Consider the following 12112-nt stretch of genomic DNA (forward strand, 5'->3'; position numbering starts at 1 on the left):
TTCCCAAAACTTTCAAAATCCCGTGTTTAGGGGTTTAAATACCCTTCCAGGACGCAATCGGAACCGACACTGCGCCATTGCACCCGTTCTAAAGTCAGCGCCCGATCCATCTGAGTCAATCCTAAATCCCCGACCGGAGAAGGCGCCAAACGACCGCCGATGATTTTCGGCGCGATAAACGCCAAAATTTTCTGGACGGCGCCATCGGCGATCGCCCGAGCGCCCAGGGTGCCGCCGCATTCCCACAGCACCGAGAGAAACTGACGCTCGTAAAAATACTCCATTGCTTTCGCCGGAGTCAGTGGATCGAGTTCGACGACTTCAACCCCTCTATTCAGCAGTCGCTTCTGCACTTCCGGATGGCTGCCCGCTTCGGTCAGCACCAAGGTCGCAGCTTCGTCAAGATCCCACAAGCGCGCTCGTTCCGGTAACTCCAACGAACGACTCATCACCACCCGCAAGGGGTTGTGGCTCCCTACACGATGGCTGGTCAAGTGGGGATTGTCTTGGCGGACCGTATTACCGCCGACGATCACCGCATCGCACGCCGATCGCAACAAGTGGACTTCCCGGCGAGCGGCTTCGCTGGTGACCCAACTGCTGTGACCCGTCGTGGTGGCAATTTTGCCATCTAAGGTCATGGCATATTTCAAAATCCCAAAGGGACGTTGGTGGAGCGATCGGTAAATAAACGCTTCGTTGACTTGGCGGCAGTCTTCTTCTTCGACGCCGACCACCACTTCGATCCCCGCCGACCGGAGGCGATCGATCCCGCCACCGGAGACCCGCGCGTCCGGATCGACAAAACCGACGACCACCTTCGCCACCCCCGCCGCGATCAGCGCTTCGCTACACGGTGGGGTGCGTCCGTAATGATTGCAAGGCTCCAAACTAACATAAACCGTTGCCCCTCGGGCGCGATCGCCCGCATCGCGCAAGGCAAACACTTCCGCATGGGGTTCCCCCGCACGGGGATGAAATCCTTCGCCGACAATCTCGCCGTCGCGAACGATGACACAACCCACCAAGGGATTCGGGGCCGTCTGTCCCAACGCTCGGCGAGCAAGTTCCAGACAACGTTGCATCATCTGGCGATCGAAATTCTGGGCGTCCTGATTCGTACTCATGAAGCTAAATTTTAACTATCCGCCATCTCACGATCCCCGTGGAGTCGGTCGAAGGTCTACAAAAAAATGCGGTGCGAGGGTACTTCCTCCCCTGAGTGTATCGGAAAGACGGACGGCGAAACACAGACCGACTCCAATCGTCTGTTAGAGTAAACTTTTGTAACGCTCAAGGGCATCTGCTTCACTATGAATTTGAGCAAGCATCCGACAACCCCAATGACCATCCGGCAGACCCGGTTCGACGACAAACCCCATCCATTTTCCCCCCGATCGCTCCTGCGTTGGGGTGGAGCGATCGCGCTTCAGGCGGTGACCCTTTACAGCCTCTCTACAGTCCCCGTCTCGGGTCAGACGCCGACTTTCATCCCCTCCCAACTTCCGGAAGCGCAAAAACCGACCTCAAACGACAATGGATCGGGGGAGTCTGGAGAGTCGGCGTCGGATAAGCAAGGCGCCGAGGCAGACGCTTCCCCCTCACAACCCGCTCCCCAAGAGACCCAAAGCTCTGGTAACGGTTTTTTGCCGTTTATGGGCGGGGAAGAACAAATCCCCCAAACCCCGGTTTATCTCGACGGTCGCAAATTATTCGAGATCGCCACCAACGATAGCGAACGGGTTCGCGAAATCGAAACCCGCCTCAAAGAAATCGTTCGCAACGGCTTCGAGCCGGAAAAACTCTCGGTTTACAATGCAGTTCTCAATGGCGAAACTGTGATTTGCCTTGCACCCGATGGCAATAGCGATCGCGTCTGCAAGGAACCCGCCATTTACCTGATGACCGTCACCAGTACGGATGCCCGCCTCAATCGCTTTACCGCCGATCCCCAACTGCTTGCCGACGAGTGGAGTCAACGGATCGAGCGGCAACTCGACCGAGCGATTGAAGAACGCCAACCCCAACACCTCAAAGAACAACTTTCCCTGGCGGCGGCGATCGCCCTGGTCATGGTTCTAGGCAGTTTTACCCTCGCTCACGAACGGCAAAAACTGGAAGCGCAACGCCAAAAAATCGCCAACGAACCGACCCCTCCCCCCTCCGAATCGAGTTCCGAAACCGATTTATCCGAGTCTACCGCGACCAATCCCGTCGAGTCCGACTCCCTCGACCGACGCCACGAATCGGAATCGATCGGCGAGTTGCAGCACAAGATGAATCAGCGCGAAAAACGCAACATCAACGACCTCAAACAACGACTGATTCAAATCGGACAGGTCGGCGTTTGGGGGGGCGGCAGTTACGCGATCGTCGGTCTATTTCCTTACACGCGTTGGTTGCAACCCCTCGTCCTTTCTTGGTTACCCTTTCCGCTTAAAATTGTCGGAATTGTTTTTAGTTCCTATGCGGGTATTCGCCTCACTTACGTGGGCATCGATCGCTTTTTTAGTGCCTTACAGGACGAAGACTTTCTCGATGCAGACGAATCCCGGCGTTTGGCCTTGCGGTTCTCGACCTTTTCCGCAGTTTTTAAAAGTATCAGTTTTGCCGGATTTGTCAGTGTCGGTACCTTGGCGATGCTCTCGGCGATCGGTCTCAATCTCGCCCCGATCTTAGCTGGTGCCGGGATTATCGGTTTGGGCATTTCGTTAGCGTCCCAAAGTTTGATCAAAGATGCGATTAACGGCTTCTTAATTCTCTTAGAAGATCAATACGCCGTCGGCGATGTGATTATCGTCGGCGATGTCGGCGGCTTGGTCGAAAATATGAACCTGAGAATCACCCAACTTCGCAATGGAGAAGGTCGCTTGATCACCCTTCCCAATAGTACGATTTCCGTGGTTCAAAATCTTTCTAAAGAGTGGGCGAGGGTCGATTGTACGATCGACGTGGCCTATCATACCGATGTCGATCGCGCTCTGGCCGTCCTTCGAGAACTCTCGGTGGAAATTTATAGCGAACCGGAATGGCGGGAAAAAATTATCGACGTTCCGGAAGTTCTCGGCATCGATGAAATCGATCATGCGGGGATTTTAATTCGGACGTGGATTAAAACCAAACCCTTGCAACATTGGAGTGTGGGTCGGGAGTTTCGCCGTCGAATTAAAACGCGCTTCGATCGCGAAGGCATTGCGATCGGAACGCCGCAGCAATCGGTTACCTTTAAAAACTCCCTGGAATTGCTCAAAGAAGCCAGTAATGGCAACAGTCCTTCAGAACACGCGATCGTGTAGGCGATCCTAGGCGATCGCCCGCTCTGGGCGAAGAATTTGGGCTTGAAAATCCCTAAACACCCGTTTTTGGCTCCGATTTTTTCCTCTCTAAAACCCCACCAATCCTCGTTGGGTCCACATCATCAACGCCCCACTAATTCCCATCACCGCCAAGACAATCTGGCGGAATTGTTGGGCGTTGAGATAACCGAGTAAATATTTACCGACTAAATTCGCCGGAGCTGCGACCAATCCGATCGCCAACCCATAACCGAGGTACTGTGGGGTCAGCGCCCCAAAGGCGGCATAAGTGAACATTTTTACCACGTGAATGACGACTACATTGGTGGCTTTGGTGGCGATCATTTCTTCTTTCACTAAGCCGTAATTGAGATAGAGGGGATTGAGAATCGGGCCGCTACTGCCAATTAAGCCGGAAAGTAAGGCATAAACAAATCCCGCAGGCAGAAAATACCACGCTTTGGCGCTCCAGGTGGTTTCCTGTTTTCGCAAAGCGAAGCCGATGACCAGGAGGACGATCGACAAACCGACAAGCAGTTCGAGCCATTCGAGATGCAGTTGGGTAAAAGCATAAGCGCCTAAAACCGCACCGACCATTCCGCCGGGGAGATACCAGAGGGTGACTTTCCAGTTGACCGATCGCCAAAACAGAAAGATGCGCTGGGAATTCCCCAACAACATCCCCGTGGTAATGACTGGGGCGACCCCGGCAGAACCGATCAGAAAGTTGACGAGGGGAATCAAGAGAAGAGGACTGCCACCGCCCGCCAAGGTGCTAATCAACCAAGAGATAAAACCGATCGAGGTAAGCAGGACAAGAGGCATGGGTGTGGCTGTCAAGAATTATTCAAAGTTTCCGCTCTCTAAAACTTACTCAAACTTAATCATTTGATGTTTAGTTCCTAGCTTGGATCTTCCGAGACCTTTCCATCACTAGGCTTACACGGCTGAACTATCCGCGTTTTCCAAATTAATTAACGCATTTAAGTCACGATCTATGGAGGCGTGACAGTTCGGACAATCATACTGTCTTTTGTCCAGGGGCATTTTTTGTCGGTGTCCGTCGGTGTCCGCAGTTGGAACAGATCTGCGAACTGGGATACCACGGGTCAATCAGCGTTAATTTGCTCCCGTACCACTCGCATTTATACTCAAGCTGACGACGGAACTCATCAAACCCACCATCCGCAATCGCACCAGCCAGCTTGTGATTTTTGAGCATCCCTGACACATTTAAGTCTTCAATTTTTACTTCGCCGTGGTTCTTAGCTAAGTAAGTTGTTAACTTGTGTAGATGGTCGGCTCTAATATCCGCGATGCGTCGGTGGGTCTTAGCTAACTTGAGTTTAGTTTTTTCTCGGTTTTTACCTCCTTTTTGACGGCGGCTTAGTTCTTTCTGGAGTTGGGCCAGTTTTTTCTGAGCCTGACGATAAGCTTTCGGATTGGGATAGATTTTACCATCGCTCAGGGTCGCTAGAGTTTTGATTCCTACATCTACCCCAATCCGCTCTCTATCCCCCCTTCGCCCCCCTTTCAAAGGGGGGTTGGGGGGATGGTTCAAAGTCAATTTTGAAGGCAATATACCAGTCCCCTGCTCGTTTACCGATCGTGACGTTTTTAGGATGGACTGGCGGTAACTGTTCGTGGCTTTTTACCCAACCGATCCGAGGTAGCTTCACCCAATCACCGGAAATTTTAATGCTTCCTTCCAGGTAAAAACTCTCTTTGACATTCTTTTTCTTAAACTTGGGGAAACCTGTTCCGTTGACTTGCCCAACTCGCTTAAACGCTTTATTGAGGTGACGCAACGCTTCTTGAGGGCTGCATTTGGAAACTTCATAGTACCAAGGATTCTGACTTTTTACCTCGGCGACTAATCTTTTGTGTAAGTCTATGGCACTCGGGAGTTTACCTCTGGTTTCTAATATTTCCTGACAGGTAGCGAGTCCCCAATTCCAAGCGTGTCGAGCAACTCCTGCGTGTTTCGCCATCAACGTTCGTTGTCGGTTATTTAAGTCTAGCTTGGTCTTAAAGCCTTTCACTGACTTTTTTTAACTCCTCAACCCTCTTTTTGTTCGGCTAACTTCGGCTACCATAAAGACTAGCAGAAAGCAATGGAGATGCTGAAATCCGCGATTCTTGCGGCTTCAGTCCTTCTAAACTTACTCAAATTTTTATTTTAGCATAAAAAGTGAGTAAGTTTAAGAAAATTTAGGTAGAAATTTAAACCCTGTTGTTAACCCTCATCCTCTCATTTTCTTTAACGTTACGTGGTTTTCGAGGCTATCCACGATCGCGAAGGGGCATTGAGGGCGCGTGGGGGGCGCGGCGAGTCTTCTCGGAGCCGACATCCCTGGTGAAAAATTAGCCAACAAAAAACCCTGTCCAGGGGAGAGGATCAGGGTGTTTGATAAAGATGTGCCAGCCTGTTTATCTTTCAGTTTCAATTATGGCCAACGAGCCAGAAGTCCGTCATCGTGAAAAACACTAGTGTTTGGCATTTTGGAGCTTCCGTAATTGTGCTGAGGTCAAAATGGGTGGGAACTGAGTTGGGAAGGCTGGTGATAGCGTTCATTTGTCCGATACGATGAGATTTTCGTCGCTCGAACGGTGGGATCGCTTCCCCAAAATTGCGGAGGTCGAACACTGGCGTGACCTCCGTATTTTCCGAGGGTTTCGAGGCGGGACGATCGCCGCTCCAGAGCGGTTTTTAAAGGGCAAGGTTTTCGCAAAAAATCGAATTTCGCTAGGGCGCGATCGCGCGGGATCTCCCCCCTACACTCCCACACGATGGCGGGGGCGAGGCGATCGTCGATCGTCGTGTTGCAATCCAAACGAACTGGAAAGTTGGATTTCCAAAATTGGAAATCGAAAAATTCAAAGGGACAAATTCAACGGGACAAATTCAGCTCGTCCCTTCAAAGCCAAAAATCCAAACGCTCAAAATCCAAACGCTCAATACAATAAGATCGACCTTCCTAGGGCACCCGGGCCCCGAAAGTACCTGATGACCTCAAAAGTAAAGCTCTTAGCGGCGATCGCCGGAAAACATCGCGGATTGCTCGCCAGCGATCGCGATCGGCGCGAAATCCAAGCGGCGATCGCCGATCTGGAAAACCACAATCCGAACCCAACGCCGACGGCGGCGACGGATTTACTCGCTGGAGATTGGCGAGTTCTTTATACGACCAGTAGAGATCTGCTCGACCTCGATCGCCCGCCTTTCGTCCGTTTGGGACAAATCTACCAATCGATTCGCCCGCAGACATCGCACTTAGTGAATCTCGTCGAACTGCACGGACTCCCTTACCTCGATAGCATCGTCAGCGTTAGCGCTCGCTTCGAACCCATTTCCGACTTACGAGTTCAGGTGACCTTCGAGCGCTGGATTGTCGGCTTGCAAACGGCGATCGGCTATCAAAATCCGGCGCAATTTATCGAGAAAATCGAAGCGGGGAACGAGTTCGGCACGATCGCGGTGGGGATCGACCGTGGCGATCGCGATAACTGGCTCGATACCACCTATCTGGATGAAGATTTGCGAATCGGACGGGGAAGCCGGGGGAGTCTATATATTCTGACTAAAGTATAAATATACAAAAAGTATTTTCTCGATCGACAACTTCCACCGCGACGCGCGCAATGGAAGCCATGAGGTCGGCAAACTTCAGACCAGTGAGGTGAGGAGCGACCCAACAAGTTTGTAAAAATTATCCGACCCCATCCCGATGCTGACGCGAGATCGCTTTAATTCAATTCGGAACGGTGTTCGGAGGGGTTGCTAAACAATTTGGCCATCATGAATTGAGGGGTCAATCCGGACTTGCGACTGCGAGACGAAGATAACTTATCTTCCGACTGCGGCGGCATTACACAAACTGCGGTTTGATCGATCCCCGGCATCAGTTCGGATACCCGATCGATGATTTTATCGATGCGATCGGTGAGGCGATCGGCTAATTCGAGATTGGGCGTCACGATAAAGAAGGTTCGATCGCCATCCGCGCTGGGAGCCACACCAAAGCTGCATTCACACAGCAACTCTTGTAGGGAGTCTTCAAAGGATTCGCAGAAGCGATTGACTAGCGCTTCGTAAAACGATTCAGCTAACTCGCGATCGTCGAAACTGGGTTTAGGTAACATGGCAACTCTCTCAACGATTTCTCTTCGACGCTCTCAAAACCTTTCCACACTCTCAATATCGTTGATTTCGCAGCAAGTTTCTGTGATGGAAATCTCTAAGAACGAGTGATGGTGATAGGCGCTTTCGGCGATCTAATGCAATTAGATCCGGTGTTTTACTTCATATCGATCGCGCGATCGCGATCGCACTGACCGTTCGATCTTCCCCTTCACTCTAAGACGAGTTAGGAGATCGGTTCAAGCATCAAAACTCACGCCGATCTCGGGTCAATCCGGAAAAAAATGGGGTTTGAGCAGCTAATTTGGCAGTTGTCGCCGTTAAATCGCATTTTACCCTTAAAAAACACTCTGAAAAAAGAATCTTTTTCATGCGATCGTCCGCTTACCAAGCCCGATTCAACTCTCCAATCGTAACAGGGGATACCGTTATTTTGTCAGGAAATTTTGAGATCTCTAAGGTCGCCATTACGGCTGAATCCCTCAGTGGGACTGACGGACGCGAGAGAAATGCCTCCGTCAATTGAAATAACTGATGACAACCCCAAGCCCTTTACCGACGGCGATATTCGTCGCCGCAATCGCCGATCGCCCCCCACAGATCGCGCGATCGCGTGGCGAACTCATCGATGCGATCGCGATCTTCGCCGTCGAGATCGAACCCAAAGGTTTTCGCATTGTCCTCGATATGCTCCGACACTCCCAAGCGTGCGCCGACAATCGCCCCCGCCACGGCGGGCTTGTCGAGTACGTAACGCACCGCCACGTTCGCGATTTTGACCCCGTGTTTGTCGGCAATTTCTTTAAGAACTTGCAGTAATTGTTGAAATAAACTCCAATTTCCCCAAACATCAACCATTTGCTTGTACTTGCCCAACGAAGCAGTATTGAGCCTTCCCCAACGGGGTTCGCCCTCGCCTAAATAGCGCTCCGAGAGCAAGCCGCCGCACAGGGTACCGTAAGCGAGTAAGTGGATGCCCCGTTCCTGGCATAATTCGACCATTTGGCGTTCCGGACGACGGTCTACGATCGAAAATTGGACTTGATTGGAGACAATGTTCACACCGCGATCGCTCAGTTCTTTGAGGTGTTCGGTATCGAAATTGGTCAGGGCCAGATGTTTAATTTTCCCTTCCGCTTGCAGTTCGGCTAAATAATCGAGGGCGTCGAGATAGGCGCGATGGCGATAGTCCCACCAGTGGAACTGGAGCAAATCCAAGGCTTCGACCCCCATGCGGCGCCGGGAAATATCGATATTTTTTTCGACGATTTCGCGGGTCATCGCCGTCGGTCGGGGAACCCATTTGGTAAATGCGTGAATTTGGCCGAGGGTTTCGGGCGATCGCCGGGTGGCCCATTGGCGGCGAAATTCGCCGATAAAATCCTCTGCCGGACCGTAATGGTCGGCTAAGTCCCAGGTAGAGAATCCGGCATCGGTATAGTCAAACATGGCGGCGATCGCGCGATCGCGGTCAATTTTTCCGTGCGCTCCGGAGACTTGCCACATCCCATTTAAAATGCGGCAAATCTGTAAGTCTGGGGTCAATTGAAAACGGCTCGATTCCGGTAGATTCATTTTTATGCAGTTTGAGTTCTCTGGTACGATCGATAGAATAAACGAAAATTATCCCTTAAAAAAAATGACCGACCGACAGGCATTATTAGATGCTAATGAATCTTTTTACCGAGCCTTTGAGAAGCGCGATCTCGATGCGATGAGTAAAATTTGGTCTCAAGGCACGGCCAGCCTGTGCATTCACCCGGGACGGCAGGCGATCGAGGGTTGGCAGCAGATTCGCGCATCTTGGGAAAAGATTTTTAAAGCCACCCATTATCTCGAAATCGATCTCGATATCGTGCGCGTCGAAGTTTACGAGAATTTCGGTTATATTGTCGCCATTGAAAATTTACTGCAAATCAACGGGGGACGAAAACTCAAAGCGCAATCGATGGCGACGAATCTATTTGAATATTTGGGGGGATCGTGGTACTTGATTCACCATCATGGCAGTCCCATTGTTTGAGAGTGTTTTAAATTTTCAACCCCGAATAAATTGGGTTAATACTTAATTATAATAGGAGTATTCAACAGCGATCGCCCGTCCGTTGGCAACGCAATTTTTGCGATCGCAAGAAGAATGATTCACCTCTGAAAAACAATGAGGATCGCGATCGTAGGGTTTGCAATTTAGGCGAAACGACGCAATCGCGATCCCCCATCCTGGGACAGTCAATCCAAAAAAAGGTTACAAGGAGAGAACCTTGTAACCTTTTTAATAGCTTAACGAACGAACAGAAATGAGGGGAGGACGAGCTTACATCATGCCCATGCCGCCCATGCCGCCCATGCCGCCCATGCCGCCCATACCGCCCATGGCATCCATATCGGGGGCAGGGGGAGCGTCTTTTTCAGGTTGTTCGACGACCAGGGCTTCGGTGGTCAACACCATACTGGCGATCGAGGCGGCATTTTGCAGGGCCGAGCGCACGACCTTCGCCGGGTCGATAATTCCGGCGGCAATCATGTCTTGATACTCGCCCGTCAAAGCATTGTAGCCGACGTTAAACTCGCTTTCGCGAACGCGCTCGACGACGACGGAGCCTTCGACCCCGGCATTGTCGGCGATTTGACGCACTGGCGCCTCTAAAGATTTCAACACCAGATCCGCACCGAGTTTTTCTTCCTCGTGCAGGGTGGCTTTAATCGCGTCAATTTTGGTCGCCAAGTGAATTAAGGTGGTACCGCCACCGGGGACGATCCCTTCTTCGATCGCCGCTTTGGTCGCGTTGAGCGAATCTTCGATCCGCAGTTTGCGTTCTTTGAGTTCGGTTTCGGTGGGGGCGCCGACTTTGATCACCGCAACGCCACCCGCGAGTTTGGCGATCCGTTCTTGCAGTTTTTCCTTGTCGTAGTCGGAATCGCTTCTTTCGAGTTCCTTGCGGATTTGAGCAATTCTTTTTTCGATATTGCCTTGGGTGGCGTCAGTATGTTCCGCGACGATCGTGGTGCTATCTTTAGAAATCGTCACTTTGCGGGCCTGCCCGAGCATGTCGTTGCTGACCGCATCGAGACTCAAGCCGATTTCCTCGGAAATGAGCTGACCTCCGGTGAGGACGGCGATATCTTGTAACATCGCCTTGCGACGTTCGCCAAATCCGGGGGCTTTGATCGCGGCAGCATTCAAAACCCCACGGGCTTTGTTGACCACTAAGGTCGCGAGGGCTTCGCCTTCGAGGTCTTCCGCGACGATCAACAGAGGTTGACTGGCGCGGGCGACTTTTTCGAGAACGGGAACCAGATCTTGAATGGCGCTGATTTTTTTATCGACGAGCAGGATCGCGGGATTCTCGAATTCGACGATCATCCGCTCGTTGTCGGTGACGAAGTAAGGGGAAATGTAACCGCGATCGAGTTGCATCCCTTCGACGACTTCTAACTCGGTGGTCAGGGATTTGGACTCTTCAACGGTAATTACGCCGTCTTTGGTGACTTTATCCATCGCTTCGGCGATCATTTGGCCGACTTCTTCGTCGTTACCTGCCGAAACGGTTGCTACTTGGGCGATCGCGCCGCCTTCGACGGGCTTGGCCAAGTCTTGAATCTCTTTGACGAGTTTGTTGACGGTTTTTTCAATCCCGCGACGCACGGCTACTGGATTGGCTCCAGCCGCCACAATTTTCATCCCTTCGCGGATCATGGCTTGGGCTAGGACCGTCGCCGTGGTCGTTCCATCTCCGGCTAAGTCTTTCGTTTGCGAGGCCACTTCCCGGATCAGTTGGGCGCCAGTATTTTCTAGCGGATCTTCTAATTCGATCTCTTTGGCGATCGTGATGCCGTCATTGACGATATCGGGGGCGCCGAATTTCTTCTCCAGTACCACATTACGTCCTTTCGGGCCTAAAGTAATGCGGACGGCATCGGCTAAGGCGTTGACGCCTTTTTCCAAGGCGCGCCTGGATTCTTCATCAAATGCAACCAGTTTGGCCATACTTCAGCTTCCTAGCTCTCCAACTAGCAAATTTAGCACTCTCCGGGGTCGAGTGCTAATGCGTGGAAACCGTACAAGGAAGCCGTCGGTTGCCGATCGCCTCGATGCGGTCGCTGCGGTGCGATCGCCCCGCCGAGTGAGGCGGTAAAGGCCGAGTGAGGCGAGTGAGGGCAAGGGTTGTGGCGATCGCCGCCATCCCTATTGTACGGGAAGCTATGGCGTTTCTGCTGTAGGACTCTCGGCAGTCGGGTCCCGGGGCGATCGCCTTGCTGGGGGAACACGCGATCGCAGTTGTCTGTCACAGAATCTGGGGGACTGAATTTAGCAACGCGACTTGATTGCCATCCTACCTGTTTTCACTCGTCAATCTTGGCGCGATCGGGGCTATTCCTTTGCCCTCGATCGGCAGTTTTTTCCGATTGAAAATTATTTGTCAAGACATTTTTCACTTTACCGTTACCGAAAGCTAAAAAATGTCAGTTGATTGAAGAATTTTGTCGTCAATATATTGTTGAGAGCATCTTCATTGACTTTCCTCCTTGAGTCTCGATCGATCGACTTGAATGATTATATTTTAGTCTCATTTTAGTCTCATTGGACTACTATTATTTCTCTATCATCGAATAAAAATAAGATCGTAATTTCCTATTTTTAACTCGGATAAGTCCTCAATTTTAATCTATTTGC

The 12112-nt window shown here is 51.4% G+C and carries 9 protein-coding genes and 1 pseudogene; 3 read left to right on the top strand and 7 right to left on the bottom strand.

Annotation, left to right across the window (positions count from 1 at the left end; all coding sequences use genetic code 11):
* Positions 1-26 precede the first annotated feature (26 nt).
* Complete coding sequence (ribD, locus tag HCG48_RS02110) at positions 27-1127, bottom strand: bifunctional diaminohydroxyphosphoribosylaminopyrimidine deaminase/5-amino-6-(5-phosphoribosylamino)uracil reductase RibD (protein ID WP_168567681.1); 1101 nt, start codon at positions 1125-1127, stop codon at positions 27-29.
* A 216-nt stretch (positions 1128-1343) separates the two neighbouring features.
* On the opposite strand from ribD, the gene HCG48_RS02115 reads away from it, so the two are divergent.
* Complete coding sequence (locus tag HCG48_RS02115; protein WP_168567682.1) at positions 1344-3296, top strand: mechanosensitive ion channel family protein; 1953 nt, start codon at positions 1344-1346, stop codon at positions 3294-3296.
* A gap of 87 nt (positions 3297-3383) precedes the next feature.
* Here HCG48_RS02115 and HCG48_RS02120 read toward each other — a convergent pair whose 3' ends face one another.
* Together HCG48_RS02120 and HCG48_RS26750 are read right to left on the bottom strand one after the other, a co-directional pair.
* Positions 3384-4121, bottom strand: a complete 738-nt coding sequence (locus HCG48_RS02120) for a sulfite exporter TauE/SafE family protein (protein WP_168567683.1) — start codon at positions 4119-4121, stop codon at positions 3384-3386.
* Positions 4122-4235: 114 nt separating this feature from the next.
* Positions 4236-5287 (bottom strand): annotated as a pseudogene (locus HCG48_RS26750) (RNA-guided endonuclease InsQ/TnpB family protein).
* 1016 nt (positions 5288-6303) lie between these two features.
* On the opposite strand from HCG48_RS26750, the gene HCG48_RS02130 reads away from it, so the two are divergent.
* Positions 6304-6888: a PAP/fibrillin family protein gene (locus tag HCG48_RS02130; RefSeq protein WP_168567684.1), complete on the top strand. Its 585-nt coding sequence runs from the start codon at positions 6304-6306 to the stop codon at positions 6886-6888.
* A 155-nt stretch (positions 6889-7043) separates the two neighbouring features.
* Here the strand turns inward: HCG48_RS02130 and HCG48_RS02135 are convergent, their stop codons facing one another.
* Both HCG48_RS02135 and HCG48_RS02140 read right to left on the bottom strand, forming a co-directional pair.
* Positions 7044-7439, bottom strand: a complete 396-nt coding sequence (locus HCG48_RS02135; RefSeq protein ID WP_168567685.1) for a hypothetical protein — start codon at positions 7437-7439, stop codon at positions 7044-7046.
* Positions 7440-7989: 550 nt separating this feature from the next.
* The gene (locus tag HCG48_RS02140; protein WP_168567686.1) at positions 7990-9012 is read right to left on the bottom strand and encodes an aldo/keto reductase; all 1023 of its coding nucleotides are present in this window, start codon (positions 9010-9012) and stop codon (positions 7990-7992) included.
* 64 nt (positions 9013-9076) lie between these two features.
* On the opposite strand from HCG48_RS02140, the gene HCG48_RS02145 reads away from it, so the two are divergent.
* Positions 9077-9460, top strand: coding sequence for a nuclear transport factor 2 family protein (locus HCG48_RS02145; protein ID WP_168567687.1), 384 nt, complete (start codon positions 9077-9079; stop codon positions 9458-9460).
* A 291-nt stretch (positions 9461-9751) separates the two neighbouring features.
* On the opposite strand, the gene groL is transcribed toward HCG48_RS02145, so the two are convergent.
* On the bottom strand, positions 9752-11425 hold the full coding sequence (groL, locus tag HCG48_RS02150; RefSeq protein WP_168567688.1) for a chaperonin GroEL: 1674 nt from the start codon (positions 11423-11425) through the stop codon (positions 9752-9754).
* A 32-nt stretch (positions 11426-11457) separates the two neighbouring features.
* Complete coding sequence (locus HCG48_RS02155) at positions 11458-11727, bottom strand: hypothetical protein (protein WP_168567689.1); 270 nt, start codon at positions 11725-11727, stop codon at positions 11458-11460.
* Positions 11728-12112: the final 385 nt, after the last annotated feature.

The organism is Oxynema aestuarii AP17 (assembly GCF_012295525.1).
Lineage (GTDB): Bacteria > Cyanobacteriota > Cyanobacteriia > Cyanobacteriales > Laspinemataceae > Oxynema > Oxynema aestuarii.